Raw genomic sequence first — 21486 nt, forward strand, 5'->3', positions numbered from 1 at the left:
CTACACCCCCGACTTCCTCGCCCCGCCCCCGACCGCGCCGGTCGGCGACTTCGACGCCGAACTCACCCGGATCGCCGCCACGCCCGAACCCGTGGTGCGCCGCGAGATCGAGCTGGCGCTCCAGTACACCCCCGGCGCCCGAGACACTCCGGGCGGCCGGCTGCTGCTCGGTGCCCCCGCCGAGGTCCTCAGTCTGCTGACGCAGCTGATCCGCGGCGCCTGGGAGACCCTGGTCGCCCCGCACTGGCCGCGGATCCGGGCGCTGCTGGAGGCCGACGTCGCGTACCAGTCCCGGCGCCTGGCCGAAGGCGGCCTGGACGGCCTGTTCGCGGACCTGCACCCGACCGTGCACTGGACCGGCGACACGCTGATCCGCGACCCCGGCGGCGACGAGCACCACGACCTCGACGGCCGGGGCCTGGTCCTGATGCCGAGCGTGTTCAAGTGGGACGAGGTCGTCGTGATCACCGACGCGCCCTGGCAGCCGACCCTGGTCTACCCGGCTCGCGGCCTGGGCAACGCCTTCGAGCCGCGCCGCGGGACGTCCGCCGCCGCCCTGACCAAGCTCGTCGGCCGCACCCGCGCACATCTGCTCACCGGGTTGGACGAGCCGACCTCTACCAGCCTCCTGGCACACCGGCACGCGCTGGCGCTCGGGACCGTCTCGGAGCACCTCACGGTCCTGCGGGAGGCCGGGATGGTCGTCGGGGAGCGGCACCGGCATGAGATCCGGTACCGGCGGACGGAGCTTGGCGACCGGGTCGTGCGGGGGCGTTAGTTCCGTCGGCGCCGGGCGCCGCTCGGCACTTGCCGCTGGGCTGCTAAGCGCTCAGGTCTCACCACCCAGCGGCCGCCAGCTCCCGCGTCACCTCCAAGAACGCCTCCAACGCCGGCGCGACCTCGCCCCCGCCGCCGCCCCAAACCAGCCCGATCCGCCACCGCGCCGCCTCGTGATCGATCGGCACCCACCGGATCCGCTCCGGAGCCATCACCACCGGCGCCCGCGCCGACACCAGCGCCACTCCGACACCCGCCGCGACCAGCGCCATCACCGTCTGCAGATCATTCGCGCGCTGCAACACCCGCGGTCTGATCCCCTCGGCGGCCAGGTAGCGCTGCACCTGGTCGACGAACCCCGGCCCCCGGGTCTGCACCAGCGCCACCATCCCGTGCCGGCGGATCAGCTCCCGCACTCCGGGCTCGGTGTCGACGTTCCCCGGGACCGCGAGCGTCAGCTGATCGACGCCGAGTTCGAGCACGGACAGGTCCGGATCCACCGGCAGCCGCGCGAACCCGGCGTCGAGCTGCCCCCGCCGCAGCCGCTCCAGCTGCACCGCCGAGGCCATGTCGTCGAGCGTGACGCCGACGTCGGGGTGCCGGCGCCGGAACTCGGCGACCGCGCGCGGCGCAAAGTCGATCGTCGACAGCCCGAAGGCCAGCGCCAGCCGCCCCGCGCCGGCGGCCGTCAGCCGTTTGGCCCGCAGCTCGAAGCCGTCGAGCCGGTCCAGGGCGTCCCGCGCGTCGGGCAGCAGGGTGCGGCCGAGCGGGGTCAGGCGGGCGCCGAGCCGTCCGCGCCGGAACACCGCGCCGCCGATCCGCGCCTCCAGCGCCTGGATCTGCTTGGTCAGCGCCGGCTGGGTCACGGCCAGGGCCTTCGCCGCCGCGCCGAACGTGCCGTGGTCGGCGACCGCGACGAATGCCCGCACCAGCCGGTCTTCCATTCCCCCAGCTTATCGACAGCCTCGCGACATTCATTGGACTCATCGAAGGAAGCGGAGCTTGCATGGATGCATGATGCTTCGCGCCGCGACAGTCCAGTTCGAGCCGAGCCCGGGCGCCAAGGAGGACAACCTGGCCCGGGTCGAGCACTTCGCCCGCGCCGCCGCGGCCGACGGCGTCCAGCTGGTCGCGTTCCCGGAGATGTGCCTGCTCGGCTACTGGCACCTGACCAAGCGCGACGCCGCCTATCTGCACGACGTCGCCGAACCCGACGACGGCCCGAGCATCGCCCGGGTCAGTGCCCTGGCCGCGGAGCTGCGCCTCGGCATCGGCGTGGGCCTGCTCACCGCGCGCGACGGCTGGCTGTTCAACGCCTACGCCGTCTGCCTGCCCGACGGCGCCGTGCACATCCACCGCAAGCTGCACGCCTTCGAACACGAGGCGATCTCCTCCGGCAGCCGCTACACGGTGTTCGACACGCCGTGGGGCGTCCGGGTCGGGGTCCTGATCTGCTACGACAACAACCTCGTCGAGAACGTCCGCGCCACCGCGCTGCTCGGCGCCGAGGTGCTGCTGGCCCCGCACCAGACCGGCGGCACGAACTCGGTGAGCCCGCACGGCATGAAGCCCATCCCGCTGAGCGTCTGGGAGAACCGCCACGCCGACCCGGTCGCCGTCCAGGACGCCTTCCGCGGCCCGAACGGCCGGGAGTGGCTGCTGCGCTGGCTGCCGTCCCGGGCCCACGACAACGGTCTGTTCGTGGTCTTCAGCAACGGCGTGGGCCGGGACGACGACGAGGTCCGCACCGGCAACGCGATGATCATCGACCCCTACGGCCGGATCCTCGCCGAGTCCGAGGCGGCGGCCGACGACATGGTCGCCGCCGACCTCGACCTGGACCTGGTGCCGACCGCCACCGGCCGGCGCTGGCTGCGGGCCCGGCGGCCGGAGCTGTACCGGTCGCTGACCACGAAGTACGGCGACGAGGTGGACGCGCGGACGGCTCGGTTCAGCTGATCCACCCAGCTGAACCACCCAGCTGAACCACCCAGCTGAACCACCCAGCTGAACCACCCAAACAGTCAATCAGCTGATCAACTCGGCAGATCATGGCGTTTCTCCGCCGATCCGATCATCAACCACCTCAAAAACTGGTCGCCGAAGACCACCCGTGGGGGTGAACGGCGCCATGATCCCGTGTACCCACCACCGCCGGCGCGGGCCTCACCCGACCTGATGCAGCCACCGCACCGGCGCCCCCTCACCCGCGTACCGGAACGGCTCCAGCTCGTCGTCCCAGGGCTTGCCGAGCAGCGCCTCGACCTCGCGCTCCAACGCGGACTCGCCACGGTGCGCCCGGGCCAGGGCGGCGCGCAGCCGGTCCTCGGCGATGACGATGTCACCGTGCATGCCGGTGGCGGCGCGGTAGACGCCGAGCGTGGGCGTGGAGGAGTAGCGCTCCCCCTCGGTCCCGTCCGACGGGTCCTCGGTGGCCTCGAAGCGCAGCTGCTGCCAGCCCCGCAGCTGCGAGGTGATGCTCGCGGCGGTCCCGGACTGTCCGCGCCAGGACAGCTCGGCCCGCCACATGTGCGGTTCGGCGGGCTGGTGCGTCCAGTCGAGGCTGACGCGCACGCCGAGTACGCTCGCCACCGCCCACTCGATGTGCGGGCAGAGCGCGCGTGGAGCGGAGTGGATGTAGAGGACTCCGCTTGTCACTGTCTTGTTTGCCGACTGTGCCGTCATCGGGACCTCCTGGCTGTGCTGCGGCGAGGTTCGCCTTCCCCAGCGGCCTTGCCCGCACCACAACTCGTGGAGCCCCATGTCAGCGGCCTTTATTCTGCCGCACGCTCGGGGCGCGGCACCAGTTGTCTTAGTGCTCTTGCACTCTAAGCTGCCCGGCGGCCCGCGCACAGGCCGCCAATTGGGTGATCTCCAACCGCATCAGAACCCGCCAGACCCTCTGAGGTCTTAGATATGATCACTGATATGGGCAGACCGTCGTATAGGCGACGGACTGGTTCGGGGTTTTCCCCATGCCTGCGCCCAATCGCCGGCTCGGCGGCCCACCCCGCGGCTCACCCCACTGCTCGCCTGGCCGCTCGCTCGGCCGCCCACCCGGCCGCTCACTCGCCGGCCGTCAGCCCCCGGACGATCACGTCCACCGTCCGCTCCCGCGCGAAGTCCTGCTCCGCGGCCGACAGGTGCCGCTGCAACGGTCCGTCGACCAGCAGCAGCGCGAACCCGTGCACCATCGACCAGGCCGCGATGTCGGCCCCGGGACGGCGTTCGGCGGTCATCCGGCCGGTCGCGACCAGCTCGTCGAGCAGCGCCCCCAACGCCCGGAAGGCGTCGGTCTCGTCGTACGGCTCGCCGCCGTACTCGTGGCCGGGCACGGTGTTCGTGCGGCAGAACGCGGTCATGAACAGCCCGGGCTGCTCGACCGCGAAGTCGATGTAAGCGTGCGCCACCGCGCGCAGCCGGGCCACCGCGACCTCCCCGCGGTCGCCGTCGACCGGGACCCGCGCCACGGCGGCCGCCATCGCCTCGGCCAGCACCTCCAGCGCGCTGCGCTTCACCTCGTCCAGCAGCGCCTCGGCATCGGAGAAATGCCGGTAAGCCGCGGTCGCCGACACCCCGACCCGCCGGGCCACCTCGCGTAGCACCACCGCGTCCGGCCCGCCGGTCCGCGCCAGCTCCACCGCCGAATCCATCATGGCGTTGCGCAGGTCACCGTGGTGGTAGCGGGTCCGGGGAGTGGTCTTCGACGTGGTCACCTGTTCATCGTGCCTCATGTTGACACCGTTAACAATGACCGGCATGCTCGATGTTAACGGCGTCAACTTGACGCCACGCCCGACCCGGAGGGGGTCTGAACACCATGCTCGGAAGAATCGGCAGACTCGCGGTAGGGCGGCCCAAAGCCGTCCTGACGGCAGCCTCGATACTGCTGGTGGCCATGGTCGCGGTCGGCATCGGCGCGTTCGGCGTGCTGAAGTCCGGCGGCTTCGACGACACCAGTTCCCAGTCCTGGCGCTCGCAGCAGGCGATCACCGCCCAGTTCGGCGGCCGGCCCAACCTGGTCCTGGTGGTCGGCGCCCGCGCCGGCGACGTCGACAGCGGCGCCGCGGCGCAGGCCGGTCAGACGCTGACCCAGGAGCTGTCCGCGGACCACGGCGTGAGCGGCGTCGTGTCCTACTTCGCCAACCACAGCCCGGGCCTGCGCTCCACAGACGGCCGCGAGGCGATGGTCCTGGTCCGCGTCCTGGGCGACGACAACCAGATCGGCACGACCACCACCCGCCTGCTCGGCGACTACGTCAAGGACAACGCGGCGGTGACGGTCCAGGCCGGCGGCGACGCGGCGGTGAACCACAACGTCACCGGCCAGGTCACCAAGGATCTGGCCGTCGCGGAGTCGATCGCCGTCCCGCTGACCCTGATCCTGCTGGTCCTGGCCTTCGGGAGCCTGGTGGCGGCGCTGCTGCCGCTGGCGATCGGCCTGGTCGCGATCCTGGGCACCTTCGCCGAACTGGCGATCCTGGGCCGCATCACCGACGTCTCGGTCTTCGCGATCAACATCACCACCGCCCTGGGCCTGGGCCTGGGCATCGACTACGCGCTGCTGATGGTCGCCCGCTATCGCGAGTACCTGTCGCAGGGCGCGAGCGTGCAGGACGCGGTGCTCGGGACGATGCGCACGGCCGGCCGCACCATCGCCTTCTCGGCGCTGACGGTCGCCGCCGCCCTGGCCGCGCTGCTGGTGTTCCCGTTCTACTTCCTGCGGTCGTTCGCCTACGCCGGCATCGGCGTGGTCGCGATCGCCGCGGCCAGCGCTCTGATCATCATGCCTGCGCTGCTGGCGGCGCTCGGCACCCGCGTCAACGCCGGCCGGCTTCCCTGGGCACGGGGTGCGCAGCAGGGCTCGGCGGCGCCGGCGTGGGGTCGCCTGGCCTCGCTCGTGATGAAGCGGCCCGCCCTGATGGCGCTGCCGGTGGTGGCGGTGCTGGCGTTCCTGGCCTCGCCGCTCCTCGGGGCGTCGTTCGGCACTCCTGACGAGACGGTGCTGCCGACCAGCGCCCCGGCGCGTCAGGCCGCGGACGCCCTGCACAACGACTTCCAGGGCAACCAGGCGACGGCGGTGCAGGTCATCACGACGGGGCCGGCCGACACCGCCTCGGTGGGAACGTACGCGGCGAAGCTCTCGACGCTGCCGGGCGCGGTGCGTGTGGACAGCAGCGCAGGCTCGTATGCACACGGCGCGGCGCTGGGCATGAACCCGTCCGACGCCGGCATGGCGGCCAAGTCCGCACAAGAGCTGACGGTGTTCACGTCCGCGGAAAGCCACTCCGCCGCGGCGGAGCAGCTGGTGCGGGACGCCCGCGCGGTCCCGGGCCCGGCGGGCACGTCGACGCTGATCGGCGGCGAGACGGCGCGGCTGATCGACTCCGAGCACGGGATCACGGCGCGGCTGCCGTACGCGATCGGGTGGGTGGTGCTGACGACGTTCATCGTGCTGTTCCTGTTCACCGGGAGCGTCATGCAGCCGCTGCGGGCGCTGGTGCTGAACACGCTGGGCCTGTCGGCCTCGATCGGGACGATGGTGTGGATCTTCCAGCAGGGCCACCTGTCCGGCCTGCTGGGCTTCACAGCCCGGCCGATGGACACGGCGATGACAGTCCTGCTGTTCTGCATCGCCTTCGGCCTGTCGATGGACTACGAGGTCTTCGTCACGAGCCGCATCAAGGAACTCCACGCACAGGGCGCAGACCTGCGCCACTCGGTGAGCGAGGGCCTGGCGCGCACCGGCCGCATCGTCTCGACAGCCGCAGGCCTGCTGGCAGTGAGCTTCTTCGCCTTCGGAACCGCATCGGTGAGCTTCCTGCAGTTCTTCGGCCTCGGCTGCGGCGTCGCGATCCTGATCGACGCCGTCCTGATCCGCGGCATCCTGGTCCCCGCCGCCATGCGCGTCCTGGGCCGCAGCGCCTGGTGGGCGCCGGGACCACTGCGGTGGGTGCACGAGCGCTTCGGCCTCAGCGACGATGAGGGTGAGGGCGAAGGTGCCGGCGCTGGGAACGGCGGCGGACGGCCGGTAGAGCTGGTCGGGACTTCACGGAGTGAGGGGTAGCGGCTTTGCTGAGGCTGTAACCGCAGCTCGGGGCCCCGGTGCGTAAAGCGCCAGTGTGTCGGGCCCCTGTGTAGGGCCCCGCCCTACCAAGGGGGCTGACCACCTCAAATAAGGAGCGCGCGCCAGCAGATCCAGCTCAGGATCGGCGGCGCGCGCTCTGCCGTCAACGCCCAGGCACCAAATCGCCGACAAAGTTGCGCCGAACGTGGGCGTGGCGCTGCGGCTTGTGGTTCCCCTCACCCAGCCCGCACCACGTTCGTCAACTCCTCCCCCGCAGCAAACCGCCGCAGTTGCCCGTCAATCATCCGCAGCGCCCGCGGCAAGAACGCCGTCGAAGCGCCCCCGACGTGCGGCGTGATCAGCACGTTCGGCGTACGCCACAGCGGGTGGTCCGCGGGCAGCGGCTCCGGGTCCGTCACATCCATCGCCGCGCGCAGCCGCCCGGACGCGCACTCCGCCAGCAGCGCCTCGGTGCGCACCACCACGCCGCGGGCGACGTTCACCAGCAGTGCGCCGTCCTTCATCCGGGCCAGGAAGCGCGCGTCGATCATGCCGCGCGTCTCGTCCGTCGCCGGCACCATCACGATCACCACGTCCGCCTGCGGCAGCAGTGCGTCGATCTCCGTGAAGGCGTGCACGCCCTCGCGCGCCGACCGCGCGACGCGCAACACCTCGACCTCGAAGCCGGCCAGGCGGCGCTCGATCGCGGAGCCGATGGAGCCGTAGCCGAGGATCAGTACCGTCTTGTCGGCCAGGGCGTCGTCGACCGCGTCGATGTCGACCTTGTACGTCGGCGCCCACTCGCCGCGCTCGGCCTGCCGCACGTAGCGCGGGATCCCCCGCAGCGCCGACAGCGTCAGCGTCACCGCCAGCTCCGCCGTCGAGGCGTCGTGCAGTCCGCGGGCGTTGCACAGCGTGACGCCCTCAGGCACGTACGGCAGCACGTTCTCGTACCCGGCCGTCAGCGTCTGCGCCACCTTCAACCGCGGCATCCGCCCCATGAACTCGGGATGCGCGTTGACGAACATGTACGGCAGCACGAAGAACTCGACCTCGTCGATCGACTCCGGCACGCCACCGGGCACATCGAGATCCCGGCCGGTGAACACGTCGGCCACCAGCCCCTCGGGCACCTCCTTCGCCGACTGTCCGTACGGCACCCATACCCGGCGTGAGCTTGTCTGCGGCATGGAACGCACTCTACCGACCACGTCCCCGCCGCTAAGGTGACGCCCATGACGATCACACCGGACACCAAGAACTGGACGTGGGTCCTCCAGCGCCCCTGCCCGGAGTGCGGCTTCGCGGCCGGCGCGGTCGCCCGCGAGCAGATCCCGGCCCTGCTGCGCGCCAACGCCGAAGCCTGGCGCACCTACTTCGCCGAGAACGGCGCCGAGCAGGTCCGCACGCGCCCGGAGCCGACTAAATGGTCGCCGCTGGAGTACGCCTGCCACGTCCGCGACTGCAACCAGGTCTACCTGCGCCGCGTCGAGCTGATGGTCGAACAGGACGACCCGCAGTACCCGAACTGGGACCAGGACGTCACCGCAGTGGACGAGAAGTACGGCGAACAGGACCCTGACACAGTCATCGCAGCACTCGTAGACACCACCGACGAGATCGCCGCGCGGTTCGAATCAGTGTCCGAAGACGAGTGGCAACGCACCGGCCACCGCGGCGACGGCTCCGACTTCACGATCGAGTCGCTGGCCCGCTATTTCGTCCACGACCCGATCCACCACCTCTGGGACGTGACCGGCCGCCGCCACGAAGACTGAAGCCTGAGGGCTGAACGCCGGCTTCACACCCCGAAGATCCGCGCCGCGTTCCCGTAACACACGGCGCAGAGCCAGTCGTCACCGAAATCGAGGCGGGACAAGGCTTCCAGCGCCTGTGTGTAGGAGTAGGGGATGTTCGGGAAGTCACTCCCGAACAGGATCCGCTCTTCGAGCTCTGCGATCCGCTTCCGCTCCCGGTCCGGCAGCTCGACGCGCCCGAAGAAGTCCGTGAACGCCATCGTGGTGTCGAACAGCACCCCGTCATACCGCTCGGCCAGATCAAGGAACTCGACGTACTCGGGCATCCCGAAATGGGCCACGACCAGCCGCAACGTCGGGTGCGCGGCCAGCACCGGCGCCATCGCCGCCGGGCCCGTGAAGCGCGTCGCGACCGGCCCCGACCCACAGTGCGCGATCGCCGGTACCCCGGCCTCCGCCAACGACCCCCACACCGCATCCAGCAGCGGATCGGCGGGATCGTAGTCGCCGACCTGGATGTGCGCCTTGAAGACGCGGGCACCGGCCTCGATCGCCGCCGGGACGTAGACGACCGCCTCCGGCTCCGGAAAGAACGTGGCGCTGTGCAGGCAGTCGGGGGTGCGGGCGGCGAAATCGGCGGTCCAGGCGTTCAGACTCTCGGCCATGCCCGGCTTGTGCGGATAGGCCAGCGACGTGAAAGCGCGAAGGCCGAAGCCCCGCAGGATCTCCAGCCGCTGCTCCTCGTCCTGACGGTACCGGATCGGCCATTCGCGGCCGATCAGCGGACCGGCGGCGTCGAAGTAGGCCCGAATCCGGTCCAGGAGACGGTGCGGCATGAAGTGGGTGTGGACGTCGATCAGGCCCGGCAGGCCCAGCGCCTGCCAGAAGCGGCGGACGTCGGAGGTCTCCTCGGCCGTGGCCGCGCGATCCGTCTCTGACGCATGATCTGTCTCTGACACACGATCCGTCTCTGACGCGCGATCTGTCTCTGACACACGATCTGTCTCTGACACACGATCTACCGTAGCCGACCTGCCCTGTAAGGCCTGTTATTAGCTGGAACCCCGCCGCTCCTCCAGCCGCATATGAATGTCCTCCAACGACTCCGCCACCACCGCCCGCATAGCCACCTCGGCCCGCTCCGGATCCCCCGACGCGACCGCCACCGCCACCGCATCGTGCCGGTCCGCGTCTGCCGGGTCCGGCGCCGTCGGCAGCAGCTTCAGCGCCGCGCGCCCGCGCAGCAGTTCCTCCGTCACCGGCGCCAGCTGCGCGAACAGCGGGTTGCCGCACATGCCCAGCACCAAGCGGTGGAAGTCGACGTCCGCCTCCAGGAACGACGTCCGGTCTCCCACCGCCGCCGCAGCGCGCATCCGCGCCGAGCTCTCCAGCAGGCTCGTGCGCTTCGCCCGGTCCGCCTGCCGAGCCGCCGCCGCGGCGGCCGCCGGCTCCACCGCACCGCGCAGCTCTGTCAGCTCGTCGAGCACCGTCGTGCGCTCGGGCCCGGCCAGGCGCCAACGGATCACGTCCGGGTCGTACAGGTGCCACTCCCGGACCGGCCGTACCGTCAGTCCCACGCGCGGGGAGCTGCGCAGCAGGCGCTTCGCCTGCAGCGCCTGCACCGCCTCGCGCACCACCGTGCGGCTGACGCCGAAGCTCTCCGCGAGGTCGTCGGTGCGGAGCACGTCGCCGGGAGTGTGGCGGCCGCCGGCGATGGCGTGGCCGAGGTCGTCGGCGACCTTGCCGGCCAGTCCTTTGCCCAACTCCGGCATGCCGTTCCTCCCGTTGCCAGGTCCAGTGCAGGTGAGTCCGAGACCATCTGAGTCCGAGACCATCATCGCGCCATCGGCGCCGGTTCAGCGCCCTGCCGCGAGGGTTTTCGTATTACGGAATAGTCACCACCTCTTCAATCGTCATACTTTTTGGCCTACCGTGACGCGTGGCGCGTCACGAGGTGTCGCGTACGGGGTCAAAGGAGACTGAACCGTGAATGCCGCATCCCCCGCAGCATCGCCCGCCGTTCCGGGCGCCAAGCCGCCCATCCTGCTCGTCACCGGGGTCTCCGGCAGCGGGAAGACCACCATCGGCTCGCTGCTCGCCGGCCGGCTGGGCTGGGAGTACGCCGAGGCGGACGCCTTCCATCCGGCGGCCAACATCGCCAAGATGTCCGCCGGGCATCCGCTGACCGACGAGGACCGGTGGCCCTGGCTGGACAACATCGGGCGCTGGATCGACGAGACCACCGCACACGGCCGGCCCGGCGTCGTCACCTCCTCCGCGCTCAAGCGCGCCTACCGCGACCGGCTGCTGGCCGGGCGTCCGCAGGTGCGCCTGATCTACCTGGACGCCGACCGCGAGACCGTGGCCCGGCGGCTCACCGCGCGCAACGGCCACTTCTTCCCGCCGGAGCTGCTCGACTCGCAGTTCGGGGACCTGGAGCCGCCGGCCGACGACGAGCACCCGGTGCGCGTCAAGGTCGACGACCACGACTCGCCGCTGACCGTCGCCGAGCGCCTGATCCACGCCGAGAAGCTGGAAGCCGTCGAGGCCGCGCACGACCGGACCGAAGCCGCGCACAACGAAGCAGCGCAGGACAAGGCCGCCCACGACAAGGCCGCGCACGACGCCGCGCACGACAAGGAGGCCGGCGCGTGATCCCGGCCCTGGCCTCCCACCCGGCCCTGGCCGCAGCCGCCTCCGAAGCCGCCGCCAAAACCGCCAAGTCCACCGCCTGGACCGGCCACGACACCCGCCTGATCCTCGTCGCCCTGGCCGGCATCGCCCTGGTCGTCCTGATGACCGCCGTGACGAAGATCCACCCCTTCCTCGCCCTGCTCATCGGCGGCCTGTTCGTCGGCGTCGCCGGCGGCATCCCGGTCGACAAGCTCCTGTCGACCACCGAGACCGGCGTCGGCGGCGTCCTGGGCAACGTCGGCGTGATCGTGGCCCTGGGCGCCATGCTCGGCAAGATGCTGGTGGACTCCGGCGGCGCCGACCGGCTGGTCGGCGCGATCGTCGACCGGGTCGGCGAGAAGCGCGCGCCGTGGGCGATGGTGGTGGCCGCGATGGTCGTCGGCATCCCGATGTTCTTCGAGGTCGGCCTGGTCCTGATGGTCCCGATCATCTACCTGGTCTGGAAGCGCACCGGCGGCTCGATCCTGCGCGTGGGCATCCCGGCGCTGGCCGGCCTGTCGATCCTGCACGGCCTGATCCCGCCGCACCCGGGGCCGCTGGTGGCGATCAACGCCCTGCACGCGGACCTGGGCACCACGCTGCTGTTCGGCGTCATCGTCGCGATCCCGACCGCGATCATCGGCGGCCCGCTCTACGGCACCTGGATCTCCAAGCGCGTACACCCGCACCCGCCGGAGACCCTGGCCGCGCAGTACACGACGACCGAGCGGGCCGACGGCAAGACCCCCTCGGTGCTCACCACGCTCTCGGTGATCCTGCTGCCGGTGGTCATCATGCTGGTCAAGACGGTGGTCGACATCGCCGACAGCAGCCCGGCCTCCGAACTGCACAGGGTGATGGACTTCGTCGGCGACCCGATCATGGCGATGATCGTCGGCGTGGTCTACGCCGTGTTCGCCCTGGGCTTCGGCCGCAAGGCCTCCGACGTCATGGGCGCCGCGCTGGGCCCGATCGCCGGCATCCTGCTGATCATCGGCGCCGGCGGCGGCTTCAAGCAGATGCTGGTCGGCACCGGCATCGCCGACTCGATCGGCAAGGCCGCGAACAACTCGCACCTGTCGCTGCTGCTGCTCGCCTGGCTGATCGCGGTCGGCATCCGGCTGGCCACGGGATCGGCCACGGTGGCGACCGTCACAGCCTCCGGCATCATCGCTCCGATCGCCGCGTCCCACACGAACACCTCCACCGCGCTGCTGGCGCTGGCGGTGGGCTCCGGCTCGCTGTTCCTGTCGCACGTCAACGACGCCGGTTTCTGGCTGGTGAAGGAGTTCTTCGGGATGGACGTCAAGCAGACGTTCAAGTCGTGGTCGGCGATGGAGACGATCCTGTCGACCGTATCCATCGTGGTCATCCTGATCCTGGGAACCTTCGTGCACTAATGTGCGGCGGCATGGGACTGCTCATGCTGCCGGCTTTGGCGCTGCTCACGCTGCTTTCGGCGTGGGCAGTGTCCTTTTCGCCCCTCTGGCTTTTCGCCCTGATCCCCCTCGCGCTGATGCTGGCGCTCGGGATCTACGACGTGTTGCAGTCGCGACGCTCCATCCTGCGCAACTTCCCGGTCCTGGGTCACGCGCGTTTCATGATGGAGTACATCCGCCCGGAGATTCAGCAGTACTTCATCGAGACGAACACCGGCGGGCGTCCCTTCGACCGCGACACCCGCTCGGTGGTCTACGAGCGGGCCAAGGGCATCCACGGCGATCAGGCGTTCGGGACCGAGCTGGATGTCGAGTCCTCGGGCTACGAGTTCCTGGAGCACTCGATGTCGCCGTTGCAGCCGACACCGGAGCAGCCGCGCGTGCTCATAGGCGGCCCGGATTGCCGGCATCCGTATGAGATGGCGCTGCTGAACGTCTCGGCGATGAGCTTCGGCGCCTTGTCCGCGAACGCGATCCGGGCCCTGAACAAGGGCGCCAGGGCCGGCGGCTTCGCGCACGACACCGGTGAGGGCGGCATCTCGCCGTACCACCGCGAGGGCGGCGGCGACCTAGTCTGGGAGATCGGCTCCGGCTATTTCGGCGCACGGACCGCCGACGGGAACTTCGACCCCGACAAATTCCGCGACAAGGCTGCCGATCCGCAGATCAAGTGTGTGGAACTGAAGCTGAGCCAGGGCGCCAAGCCGGGGCTCGGCGGCGTGCTGCCGGGGCCGAAGGTGACACGGCAGATCGCCGACATACGCGGTGTCCCTCAGGGCGTCACGGTCATCAGCCCGCCGTCGCACAAGGTCTTCAGCACGCCGCGCGAGCTGGTGCTGTTCATCGCGAAGATGCGGGAGCTGTCCGGCGGCAAGCCCACCGGCTTCAAGCTGTGCGTGGGCTCGCGGCGCGAGTTCCTGGCCGTGTGCAAGGCGATGCTGGCCGAGGGCGTGACGCCGGACTTCATCGTGGTCGACGGCTCCGAAGGCGGCACCGGCGCGGCGCCGCTGGAGTTCGAGGACAACGTCGGGACGCCGCTCACCCACGGCCTGCTGACGGTACACAACGCGCTGGTCGGTGTGGGACTGCGGGACCAGATCCGGATCGGCGCCAGCGGCAAGATCGCGCGCGGTACCGACATCGTGAAGCGCATCGCGCAGGGCGCCGACTACACCAACGCCGCGCGCGCCATGATGATGGCCGTCGGCTGCATCCAGGCGCAGAAGTGCCACACCAACCACTGCCCGGTCGGCGTCGCGACCCAGGACCCGAAGCGTTACCGGGCCCTGGACGTGCCGGACAAGGCGCTGCGCGTCCAGCGCTTCCAGTCCGCGACGGTCGCCGAGGCGCAGCAGCTGATCGCCGCGATGGGCCTGACCGGCCCGCACGAGCTGCGGCCGGAGATGGTGCACCGGCGCGTGAGCCAGCGCAAGACGAGCACTTACGCAGAGCTCTACCACTACCTGCGGCCGGGCGAACTGCTCGCCGAGCCGGTCCCGGGCTGGGACGAGGACTGGCAGGCCGCCGATCCGGACACGTTCCGGCCGGTGGGGGTGAAAAAGGACTAGCGCGTCGCGAACCCGCGGCCCGCTTGATCGCCAGTCCGTCCTAGAGTGGTGTGATGATCACCACCGAGCGCCTGCGGCTGCGCCCCGCGACCATGGAAGACGTCGACTTCTGGGTCGACCTGCACGCCGATCCCGAGGTCAACAGGTTCGTCGGCGCGTACACCGCGGAGCGCGCCGAGGACCGGCTCCGCCGGATCTCGGACAGCTGGGCCGCGCGCGGCTACGGCTTGTGTGTCGTGGAGTTGCTGGACGGCGGCGAGGCGATCGGCCGGTCCGGGCTGAACTGGTGGGAGGAGTTCGGCGAGACCGAGATCGGGTGGACGTTCCGGCGCGAGCACTGGGGCAAGGGGTACGCGACCGAGGCCGCGCAGGCCGTGCTGGACTGGGGTTTCGGCAAGCTCGACCTCACTCAGATCACTGCGATGATCGCCCCCGGCAACCGGGCGTCGATCGCGGTCGCCGAACGGCTCGGGTTCACGCCGCGCCGCGAGGACGAGGTGCTGGGGATGCCTTGTACGGTCTACGCGCTGGATCGCCCGCGGGCATAAGGCCTGAGGCCGTTCGCCTGAGACCGTTCGCCTGACGCCTTGTCTTATGCCTAACCCTTACGCCTCAGTCCCGGCGCCTCACGCCTCACGCCTCGCGGAGCCGGAACCCGCGCCGCCGCTGCCAGCCCGCGGCCGACGCCGCCCCGATCGCGACGCCGGCGATCAGCAGGACCCAGGCCAGGCCCGCGTCGTCGTAGTGCTTGGCCTGTGCGTAGTCCTCGGTGACGGTGTGGCCGTCGGCATAGTGCGTGATACACCGGTCCGTCGCGGTCATCTGCCGGCCGTCACAGGTCGGAGTGGTGTTCGAGCCCTTGTACATCGAGTATGCCGCCACGATCATCAGCAGCACACCGACGACCAATCCGACCTTCGTTGCCCTCGCCAACATGCTGACAACCGTATCGGGGGGACACCCGCGCGCGGGAGCGTCTCCTCCGTTTCGCAACGTATTTTGCCTACGTATCCACCTCGGCCATGCGCTGCGTGCCGATCACCCTGAGCAGTTGCAGCGCCTGCTGCGCCGGCGACCCGGCCCGCGCGGAGTGGATGATCAGGCGTTGGTCGTGCTCCGGCGACAGCATGACCTCGCAGTCCAGGTCGATGCGGCCGACGACCGGGTGCAGCACGGTCTTGTGGTCGGCCCGGCGCCGCGCGACGTCGTGCCGCTCCCACAGGTCCGCGAAGCGCTGGCTGCGCGCCTTGAGTTCCTCAACGAGGGCGCGCAGCCGGGCGTCGTCGGGCCGCGCCGCGAGCCCGGCGCGGAGGTCGGCGACGGTGTTCTCGCCGTTGCGGGCGAAGTCCTCGGGCAGGAAGAACTCGGCGGCCTCCGGGTTGCAGAAGTGCTGCCAGGCGATGTTGCGCTGCTCGACCGGGAGGCGGCCGGGATCGCCCATCAGGGCGGCCTGCATCGCGTTCCAGGCCAGCATGTCGCCGCGGTCGCTGCACACCAGCGCCGGGGTGTCGTCCAGCTTGTCCAGCAGGTGCAGGACGCCGGGGCGGACGTGGTCGGTCGGCACGAAGCCGTCGTTCTCGGGCATCACGCCGGAGAGGTGGAACAGGTGGTCGTGCTCGTCGCGGGTCAGGCGCAGCGCGCGGGAGAGCGCGCCGAGCAGCTGGGCCGAGGGCTGCGGCCCGCGCGCCTGCTCCAGCCGGATGTAGTAGTCCACTGACATGCCCGCCGCCATCGCGACCTCCTCGCGGCGCAGGCCCGCGGTCCGGCGGCGGCTGTTCGCGGGCAGACCGAGGTCCTCCGGACGCAGCCGCTCACGGCGGGTGCGCAGGAAGGCGGCGAGTTCGGGGCGATCGATCTTGAGCACCCCTCCAGCATCGCGCACCTGCCGCGAGCTATCCAGGGATCGCCGGTCCCAGGATGAGCGGGTCTCTGCACACCGGCTCCGACCTGCGGCAACGTTCTGGACATCAGCAGTCGCCCGAAGGAGACGAACCCATGACCACCACCATTTCCGCCAAGCCCGTCCTGATCACCGGCGGCACCGGGAAGGTCGGCAGCCGGCTGATCCCGCGCGTGCTGTCCCAGGGCGACCCGGTCCGCGCCCTGGTCCGCGACCCGGAATCGGAGGCCGCGCTGCGGCTGCGCGCGGCCGGCGCCGAGCTGGTCGTCGGCGACCTGGCGACGCTGGACGCCGCCGGCTTCAAGGACGTCGTCGACGGCACCGCCGCGGTCATCCACCTCGCCGCCACCTTCCGCGATTCCCCCACCCCGGAGCGCGCCACCGCGGTGAACACCGACGCCTCGACGGCCCTGGCCGAGGCCGCGCTGGACGCCGGCGTGACCCGCTTCGTGTTCGCCAGCACGAACCTGGTCTACGGCGGCGGCCACCACGCCCCGCAGGACGAGCAGGCCGAACTCGGGCCGATCGCGTGGGGCGGTCCGTACCCGGTGTCCAAGGTCGCCGCCGAGAAATCGTTGCAGGACCTGCGGATCCGGCGCGGTCTCGACCTCCGGGTGCTACGCCTGGCCTTCGTCTACGGCGACGGCGACCCGCACATCGAGGAGTTCATGCAGCGCCCCCTGGACTGGCACTCCTCCCGCCGCCTGCAGATGGTGCACCACGCCGACGTCGCCCAGGGCGCGCTCCTCGCGCTGCGCGCCGAGGGCCTGAGCGGCGAAGTGTTCAACATCGCCGACGACTCGGCCGCCACGCTCGCGGAGATCTACCGCTACGTGGGTCGCGAGCTGACGCCGGACATGGCCGAGCGCGAGGTGACCGAGCCGTGGTTCGGCATCGTGCAGAACGGCAAGGCCCGGCGGGTGCTCGGGTACCGGCCGCTGTACCCGACGATGTGGCAGGCCGTGGACGCCGGGGCTATGTGAGGGTCCTGTTTCAACCGGAAGCCAGGCGGGCGGTTCGCATCGGCGAACCGCCCGCGCCTCATCAACGAGTTCTCGGCGAGTTACTGGGAGGACGTTGCGGAAGTCGCCGCCTGATCGGGTAGCGCTTCGGCGGCGGCGATGGCGGCGTTCCAGATCTGGCTGTCCAACAGCGTGGTGACCTGATCCGAGGTAAGGAGCAACGGGGCGCCGGGCGCTGCGGGGCTCTTGTCGTTCGGGGAGTTGGTCTCGATGGCGGACAGGCTTGAGCCGTCGGGGCGGACCAGCGTCACCTCAAGGGTGGTGTGGTCGGATTGGGGGCCGTCGGTGCCTGCGGCGATCTGGCTGACGTAGACGGTCGAGCCGTCGCCGATGGTCTGCGGTACGCCGGACCCGGAGGCGGCGCCACGATGGCCGGAGATGATGATGCTGATGGATCCGATGCCGTGCTCAGCGGAAAGGCGTGCGCTGACCACGATTACGCCCAGGGGCATCACGTTGGTGGGGGCGGTGAGGTCGCTGCCTCGGGCCAGGTAGGAGCTGCCGGTCACACCGGTGTCTTGGAGGCCGTATTTCAGGGTACTGATAAGCTGGTTACCAGTGATTTGTGGGGCGCCGGTGGCGGTTGGGGTGTCGGGCAGGCTGGTCGTCGACGAGCCAGTCGTGGGCGTATTAGTCATCGGCGTGCCTCCAGCACCGGCACCGGCCGTCCGATGCGACCCGAACACCACCACCGCCGCGAACACGACCGCCACACTCAGCGCCGAACCCAGCACCTGAACGCCCCGCTGTAGGCGCCGCATCCGTGTCCCGCGCGTGACGCCGCCGGCGGCGAGCCGCACGACGTCCGGCTCCAACTGGCGCGCGGTCTCCCGCATGGCTTGAGGCAGATCGTCGCGCACGTGTCACCCCTTAAGGCTCGGTTCCTCCTGCGTGATACTCGACGCGCGCCGGGCGGCGGTTGTTACGGTGGCCGCATGCCGACCGTCGAGGACTGCGAAGCCGCTCAGACCTGCTGGTTCACGTGTCGCGCCGAGGTGCTCGGCGGCCAGACCTGGACCGACGGACCGTTGACCTGGGTCCGTGAGAGAGACGAGCAGAATCTGATGTTCCCCGAGCGACTTCCGGCCGACGCCGTCCTGCGGGGCGTGGAGCGGGCCCGGGAGACCGGCGTTCGGATCATCGGGGCGTGGCTGGGGGCGGAGGTCGACGCGTCGGCGTTGGCGGCTGCGGGGTTCGAGCGCGGGTGGGAACCGTGGTGGATGACGGCGGCGGTAGCCGACGTCGGCGCTTCCGGCGACCCGCGTATCGAACTCCAGCAGGACACGCTGGACTACACCGGCGAGTACGCGGACTACGGGAAGACCTTGCTGATGACCCGTGTGCGTCCGCAGCACACGTGGTACGCCGCCGCCTACGACCACCCGAGCGGCCGGTTCGTGGGTCGCGCGTGGTCGCATATGAGCGGGGAGAACGCCGGGGAGACAGTCAGTGAGACGGCTGGCGTGTTCGACATGGAGGTGTGGCCCGCGTTCCAGCGGCGGGGGCTTGGCAGTGGACTGCTACGTGCGGTGGTCGCGGCTGCTGCGGACGCCGGGGCGCGCAACGCGGTGCTGAACGCGACGCCGGAGGGGAAGCTGCTGTACGAGTCCTGCGGCTTCCGTCAGATCGGCGCGGGCATCACGTGGTGGCTGCATCTCGCGCCCCGGGGCTGACCTGGCAGGAGTCGTTGCGGCCCGCTAACCTTGCGTGCGCGCGTCCTCGGGAGGGGCCGCGCACACAGGGGTGATTTCAGACATGGGGGAAGTAATGTCTTTGCGTTCTCGGCGTTCCAGCCTGCCTGTCCGCGCTTTGCTCGCGGTGGGAGTGGTGTCGTTGGCGGCTGCGGGGTGCGCCTCGCAGGGGGTGACGGCCGGCCAGGCGGCGGCTGCGGGGGTGACCAGTCCGCCGACGGTTGCCGCGACTTCGGGTTCTGATTCGCCGTCCGCGGCGTCGAGTTCGTCGTCGGCGTCACCGGCGTCACCGGCGGACTCGTCGTCGTCCGTCGATCAGCCCGCGTCGGACAGCTCGTCGTCCGCCAGCGTGCCGGGCAAGCTCTACAAGCTGACCGACACCGTCACCGAGGGCGGTTTCACACTCAAGATCAACTCCATCACCATGCCCTGGAACCCGCCGGCCGGTTCGCAGTTCACGCCGGCACCCACCCGGAGCTGGCTGATGATGGACTTCTCGGTCACCAACGTCAGCGGCGGGCAGCTGATGTTCGACACCATCGGCGCCTTCGACCTGCGGGACAACGCCAACGCCACGCACCTGACGTCGGTCGTGCCCGGGGACACCCTGCCGGCGGGGAAGCTGTTCCAGGACCACGAGGTGAAGCCCGGCGAGACGGCGCGCGGCGAGGTGGTCTTCGACCTCCCGCAGAGCGGCGCCCCGTTCCGGCTCATCTTCAGCGGGAACATGTGGCACGCGAGCCAGAACCCGCCGTCGATCTCCTTGAGCAAGTGAGGGCAGGCAAGTGACGAGCGACATCATCCCGATCGGCCAGGTAGTCGGCGGCCGTACCGAGCCCCGTGACGACGACTGGGGCGGCGAGCAGGCCGTCATCCGGCTCGACGAGCGCTTCGAGCCCGAGGCGCTCGCCGGGCTGGACGCGTTCTCGCACGTGGAGGTCGTCTACCGGTTCCACCTGGTGGACCCGGACAAGGTGCAGACCGGGGCCCGGCATCCGCGGAACAACACGGAGTGGCCGCTGGTGGGGATCTTCGCGCAGCGGGGGAAGAACCGGCCGAACCGGATCGGGGTCTCGCGCTGCCGGCTGGTGCGGGTCGAGGGGCGTGAGGTGCACGTCGCCGGGCTCGACGCGGTGGACGGGACGCCGGTGCTGGATCTGAAGCCGTACATGGTGGAGTTCGGGCCGATCGGCGAGGTGGCGCAGCCGGAGTGGGCCACCGAGCTGATGCGCGAGTACTACTGAGCTTCCGTTCTGATCATGCTTCTCTTTCCTTCCGCCGGGTTCAGACCGTGTAGCCGCCGTCCACGGCCAGGGACGTGCCGGTGATGTACCGTCCGCCGGGCCCGGCCAGGAACACGACGGCGTTCGCGATGTCCTCGGCGGCGCCGTAGCGGCCGAGGGCGGTCAGCGAGCGCTGGAAGTCGGCGCTGTCGCCGTCGGCCGGGTTCATGTCGGTGTCGATCGGGCCCGGGTCGACGATCGTGGCGGTGATCCCGCGCGGCCCGAGCTCGCGCGCCAGGCCCTTGGTCAGGCCGACCAGCGCCGACTTGGCCATCGCCTGCAGGACGAAGTTCTCGCCGGGCACGCGGCCGTTGAAGCACGAGCCGATGCTGATCACGCGGCCGCCTTCGCGCATGTGGCGGGCCGCGGCCTGCGACGTCAGGAAGACGGAGCGGACGTCGACGGCGAGCACGCGGTCCAGCTCCGTCTCCGTGACCTGGTCCAGCGGGCCGCAGGTGAGGAAGCCGGCGTTGTTCACCAGGATGTCGAGGCCGCCGAAGTCCCGGACGGTGCGCTCGACGGCTTGGGCGGCGGCGTTCGGCGCGGCCAGGTCGGCGCGGATCGCAACGGCCCGGCCGCCGTCGGCCTCGATCTGCGCGACCACCTTCTCCGCCTGCTCGGCCGCCTGCACGTAGGTCAGCGCGACCGCGGCGCCCTGCGCGGCCAGCCTGCGGGCGATCGCGGCGCCGATCCCTCTGCTGCCACCGGTCACCAGGGCTACGGTTCCGGCCAGGTCGTTCATCATCGATTCCTTTCGTCGCGGGCCCGGTGTGGGCCCGTGACGAAAGGATCGATCCTTGCCATCAGTGTGAGAGTCAAGCGCTGCGAGTCGGAGCTGGTCGGCGGCCAGACTCGCCGGCTTGCTGAGCGGCCCCGCGCATGCGCCATCGCCGCCCGGCCGCCGCCCACTCAGCCGCGCGTGATGCCCCTACAGCGCGCTACCGCAGGTCATCCCCAACACCGAGGTCAGCACCGGGGTCGGCACCGTCGCCACCCACCCCGTCCCCGCGATGCCGCACGTTCTCCACCACGTGCCCGACCGCCTCACGCCCCTTGGACGCGGTGTTCCGGGTGATCTCGAACGCCTGCACCTGGATCACGTTCGCGGTCTGCCGCACCGCCGGCGCGTCGGCGACCTTGCGCACCGCCGCCCGCATCTTCTCGTACTGCTCGCGCCCGGCACGCGTGCCGAGCACATACCCGGCTCCGAGCCCGGCGGCCAACGTCATCTTCGTCCCAGCCTTCATGGCAACCCCAATACCCCCGACCCGATCCGACGAACGGACCTTACGACGGACGGGCGACCCAC

At 70.6% G+C, this 21486-nt stretch carries 23 protein-coding genes; 12 read left to right on the top strand and 11 right to left on the bottom strand.

The features are described 5' to 3' along the window. A partial coding sequence (locus GWK61_RS02520) for a DUF5937 family protein (protein WP_194904452.1) occupies nucleotides 1-778 on the top strand: 778 nt, incomplete at its 5' end. 58 nt (nucleotides 779-836) lie between these two features. Here GWK61_RS02520 and GWK61_RS02525 read toward each other — a convergent pair. Beyond that, entirely contained in the window at nucleotides 837-1721 is an 885-nt protein-coding gene (locus GWK61_RS02525) for a LysR family transcriptional regulator (protein WP_194904454.1), read from the bottom strand. A 73-nt stretch (nucleotides 1722-1794) separates the two neighbouring features. Between GWK61_RS02525 and GWK61_RS02530 the strand changes: the two genes are divergently transcribed. Beyond that, a complete protein-coding gene (locus GWK61_RS02530) occupies nucleotides 1795-2736 on the top strand; it encodes a nitrilase family protein (protein WP_194904632.1) in 942 nt (313 codons plus the stop codon). Between the two features lie 207 nt (nucleotides 2737-2943). Here GWK61_RS02530 and GWK61_RS02535 read toward each other — a convergent pair whose 3' ends face one another. Together GWK61_RS02535 and GWK61_RS02540 are read right to left on the bottom strand one after the other, a co-directional pair. Beyond that, the gene (locus GWK61_RS02535; protein WP_194904456.1) at nucleotides 2944-3462 is read right to left on the bottom strand and encodes a DUF3145 domain-containing protein; all 519 of its coding nucleotides are present in this window, start codon (nucleotides 3460-3462) and stop codon (nucleotides 2944-2946) included. 380 nt (nucleotides 3463-3842) lie between these two features. Further along, the gene (locus GWK61_RS02540; RefSeq protein ID WP_228561637.1) at nucleotides 3843-4511 is read right to left on the bottom strand and encodes a TetR/AcrR family transcriptional regulator; all 669 of its coding nucleotides are present in this window, start codon (nucleotides 4509-4511) and stop codon (nucleotides 3843-3845) included. Nucleotides 4512-4597: 86 nt separating this feature from the next. Between GWK61_RS02540 and GWK61_RS02545 the strand changes: the two genes are divergently transcribed. Next, entirely contained in the window at nucleotides 4598-6844 is a 2247-nt protein-coding gene (locus tag GWK61_RS02545; protein ID WP_194904458.1) for an MMPL family transporter, read from the top strand. 236 nt (nucleotides 6845-7080) lie between these two features. Here GWK61_RS02545 and GWK61_RS02550 read toward each other — a convergent pair whose 3' ends face one another. Beyond that, nucleotides 7081-8034, bottom strand: a complete 954-nt coding sequence (locus tag GWK61_RS02550; RefSeq protein ID WP_194904460.1) for a 2-hydroxyacid dehydrogenase — start codon at nucleotides 8032-8034, stop codon at nucleotides 7081-7083. A 45-nt stretch (nucleotides 8035-8079) separates the two neighbouring features. On the opposite strand from GWK61_RS02550, the gene GWK61_RS02555 reads away from it, so the two are divergent. Further along, on the top strand, nucleotides 8080-8622 hold the full coding sequence (locus GWK61_RS02555; RefSeq protein ID WP_194904462.1) for a DinB family protein: 543 nt from the start codon (nucleotides 8080-8082) through the stop codon (nucleotides 8620-8622). A gap of 23 nt (nucleotides 8623-8645) precedes the next feature. Here GWK61_RS02555 and GWK61_RS02560 read toward each other — a convergent pair whose 3' ends face one another. Both GWK61_RS02560 and GWK61_RS02565 read right to left on the bottom strand, forming a co-directional pair. Next, nucleotides 8646-9560 carry an amidohydrolase family protein gene (locus tag GWK61_RS02560; protein WP_194904464.1) on the bottom strand — a complete coding sequence of 305 codons (915 nt, stop codon included), beginning with the start codon at nucleotides 9558-9560 and terminating at the stop codon, nucleotides 8646-8648. 93 nt (nucleotides 9561-9653) lie between these two features. Continuing rightward, entirely contained in the window at nucleotides 9654-10373 is a 720-nt protein-coding gene (locus tag GWK61_RS02565) for a FadR/GntR family transcriptional regulator (protein ID WP_194904466.1), read from the bottom strand. 214 nt (nucleotides 10374-10587) lie between these two features. On the opposite strand from GWK61_RS02565, the gene GWK61_RS02570 reads away from it, so the two are divergent. Genes GWK61_RS02570 through GWK61_RS02585 form a run of 4 tightly spaced genes read left to right on the top strand, consistent with a single transcriptional unit; the run spans nucleotide 10588 to nucleotide 14829 of the window. Continuing rightward, nucleotides 10588-11256 (top strand): gluconokinase, encoded by a 669-nt coding sequence (locus GWK61_RS02570; RefSeq protein ID WP_323747381.1) that lies wholly within the window; start codon nucleotides 10588-10590, stop codon nucleotides 11254-11256. After that, nucleotides 11256-12674 carry a GntP family permease gene (locus GWK61_RS02575; protein ID WP_369125543.1) on the top strand — a complete coding sequence of 473 codons (1419 nt, stop codon included), beginning with the start codon at nucleotides 11256-11258 and terminating at the stop codon, nucleotides 12672-12674. The genes GWK61_RS02570 and GWK61_RS02575 overlap by 1 nt, the downstream gene beginning before the upstream one ends. Before the next feature lie 11 nt (nucleotides 12675-12685). Continuing rightward, the gene (locus GWK61_RS02580; protein ID WP_228561638.1) at nucleotides 12686-14281 is read left to right on the top strand and encodes an FMN-binding glutamate synthase family protein; all 1596 of its coding nucleotides are present in this window, start codon (nucleotides 12686-12688) and stop codon (nucleotides 14279-14281) included. 53 nt (nucleotides 14282-14334) lie between these two features. Next, a complete protein-coding gene (locus GWK61_RS02585; protein WP_194904468.1) occupies nucleotides 14335-14829 on the top strand; it encodes a GNAT family N-acetyltransferase in 495 nt (164 codons plus the stop codon). Nucleotides 14830-14914: 85 nt separating this feature from the next. Here the strand turns inward: GWK61_RS02585 and GWK61_RS02590 are convergent, their stop codons facing one another. Next, nucleotides 14915-15217 carry a hypothetical protein gene (locus tag GWK61_RS02590; RefSeq protein ID WP_194904471.1) on the bottom strand — a complete coding sequence of 101 codons (303 nt, stop codon included), beginning with the start codon at nucleotides 15215-15217 and terminating at the stop codon, nucleotides 14915-14917. Nucleotides 15218-15284: 67 nt separating this feature from the next. Continuing rightward, nucleotides 15285-16145: a helix-turn-helix transcriptional regulator gene (locus GWK61_RS02595; RefSeq protein WP_323747383.1), complete on the bottom strand. Its 861-nt coding sequence runs from the start codon at nucleotides 16143-16145 to the stop codon at nucleotides 15285-15287. A gap of 131 nt (nucleotides 16146-16276) precedes the next feature. Here GWK61_RS02595 and GWK61_RS02600 point away from each other — a divergent pair, with 131 nt between their 5' ends. Continuing rightward, nucleotides 16277-17164 (top strand): NAD-dependent epimerase/dehydratase family protein, encoded by an 888-nt coding sequence (locus GWK61_RS02600; RefSeq protein ID WP_194904473.1) that lies wholly within the window; start codon nucleotides 16277-16279, stop codon nucleotides 17162-17164. Nucleotides 17165-17244: 80 nt separating this feature from the next. Here the strand turns inward: GWK61_RS02600 and GWK61_RS02605 are convergent, their stop codons facing one another. Continuing rightward, nucleotides 17245-18063: a hypothetical protein gene (locus GWK61_RS02605; protein ID WP_194904474.1), complete on the bottom strand. Its 819-nt coding sequence runs from the start codon at nucleotides 18061-18063 to the stop codon at nucleotides 17245-17247. 75 nt (nucleotides 18064-18138) lie between these two features. Between GWK61_RS02605 and GWK61_RS02610 the strand changes: the two genes are divergently transcribed. From GWK61_RS02610 to GWK61_RS02620, 3 genes are all read left to right on the top strand, one after another. Continuing rightward, complete coding sequence (locus tag GWK61_RS02610) at nucleotides 18139-18876, top strand: GNAT family N-acetyltransferase (protein WP_194904476.1); 738 nt, start codon at nucleotides 18139-18141, stop codon at nucleotides 18874-18876. Nucleotides 18877-18970: 94 nt separating this feature from the next. Next, nucleotides 18971-19669: a DUF4352 domain-containing protein gene (locus tag GWK61_RS02615; protein ID WP_194904479.1), complete on the top strand. Its 699-nt coding sequence runs from the start codon at nucleotides 18971-18973 to the stop codon at nucleotides 19667-19669. A 10-nt stretch (nucleotides 19670-19679) separates the two neighbouring features. Beyond that, the gene (locus GWK61_RS02620; RefSeq protein WP_323747384.1) at nucleotides 19680-20138 is read left to right on the top strand and encodes an SAM-dependent methyltransferase; all 459 of its coding nucleotides are present in this window, start codon (nucleotides 19680-19682) and stop codon (nucleotides 20136-20138) included. A gap of 40 nt (nucleotides 20139-20178) precedes the next feature. Here GWK61_RS02620 and GWK61_RS02625 read toward each other — a convergent pair whose 3' ends face one another. Both GWK61_RS02625 and GWK61_RS02630 read right to left on the bottom strand, forming a co-directional pair. Then, nucleotides 20179-20919: an SDR family NAD(P)-dependent oxidoreductase gene (locus GWK61_RS02625; RefSeq protein WP_194904482.1), complete on the bottom strand. Its 741-nt coding sequence runs from the start codon at nucleotides 20917-20919 to the stop codon at nucleotides 20179-20181. 196 nt (nucleotides 20920-21115) lie between these two features. Further along, nucleotides 21116-21424: a YtxH domain-containing protein gene (locus tag GWK61_RS02630; RefSeq protein ID WP_194904485.1), complete on the bottom strand. Its 309-nt coding sequence runs from the start codon at nucleotides 21422-21424 to the stop codon at nucleotides 21116-21118. Nucleotides 21425-21486: the final 62 nt, after the last annotated feature.

Source organism: Catenulispora rubra, assembly GCF_015356825.1.
GTDB classification, from domain to species: domain Bacteria; phylum Actinomycetota; class Actinomycetes; order Streptomycetales; family Catenulisporaceae; genus Catenulispora; species Catenulispora rubra.

Coding starts and splice junctions, on each gene's coding strand:
- GWK61_RS02535 (WP_194904456.1), bottom strand. CDS start 3,462: ATGACGGCACAGTCGGCAAACAAGACAGTGACAAGCGGAGTCCTCTAC.
- GWK61_RS02625 (WP_194904482.1), bottom strand. CDS start 20,919: ATGAACGACCTGGCCGGAACCGTAGCCCTGGTGACCGGTGGCAGCAGA.
- GWK61_RS02585 (WP_194904468.1), top strand. CDS start 14,335: ATGATCACCACCGAGCGCCTGCGGCTGCGCCCCGCGACCATGGAAGAC.
- GWK61_RS02590 (WP_194904471.1), bottom strand. CDS start 15,217: ATGTTGGCGAGGGCAACGAAGGTCGGATTGGTCGTCGGTGTGCTGCTG.
- GWK61_RS02545 (WP_194904458.1), top strand. CDS start 4,598: ATGCTCGGAAGAATCGGCAGACTCGCGGTAGGGCGGCCCAAAGCCGTC.
- GWK61_RS02550 (WP_194904460.1), bottom strand. CDS start 8,034: ATGCCGCAGACAAGCTCACGCCGGGTATGGGTGCCGTACGGACAGTCG.
- GWK61_RS02580 (WP_228561638.1), top strand. CDS start 12,686: ATGGGACTGCTCATGCTGCCGGCTTTGGCGCTGCTCACGCTGCTTTCG.
- GWK61_RS02600 (WP_194904473.1), top strand. CDS start 16,277: ATGACCACCACCATTTCCGCCAAGCCCGTCCTGATCACCGGCGGCACC.
- GWK61_RS02540 (WP_228561637.1), bottom strand. CDS start 4,511: ATGAGGCACGATGAACAGGTGACCACGTCGAAGACCACTCCCCGGACC.
- GWK61_RS02525 (WP_194904454.1), bottom strand. CDS start 1,721: ATGGAAGACCGGCTGGTGCGGGCATTCGTCGCGGTCGCCGACCACGGC.
- GWK61_RS02565 (WP_194904466.1), bottom strand. CDS start 10,373: ATGCCGGAGTTGGGCAAAGGACTGGCCGGCAAGGTCGCCGACGACCTC.
- GWK61_RS02530 (WP_194904632.1), top strand. CDS start 1,795: ATGCTTCGCGCCGCGACAGTCCAGTTCGAGCCGAGCCCGGGCGCCAAG.
- GWK61_RS02615 (WP_194904479.1), top strand. CDS start 18,971: ATGTCTTTGCGTTCTCGGCGTTCCAGCCTGCCTGTCCGCGCTTTGCTC.
- GWK61_RS02555 (WP_194904462.1), top strand. CDS start 8,080: ATGACGATCACACCGGACACCAAGAACTGGACGTGGGTCCTCCAGCGC.
- GWK61_RS02630 (WP_194904485.1), bottom strand. CDS start 21,424: ATGAAGGCTGGGACGAAGATGACGTTGGCCGCCGGGCTCGGAGCCGGG.
- GWK61_RS02610 (WP_194904476.1), top strand. CDS start 18,139: ATGCCGACCGTCGAGGACTGCGAAGCCGCTCAGACCTGCTGGTTCACG.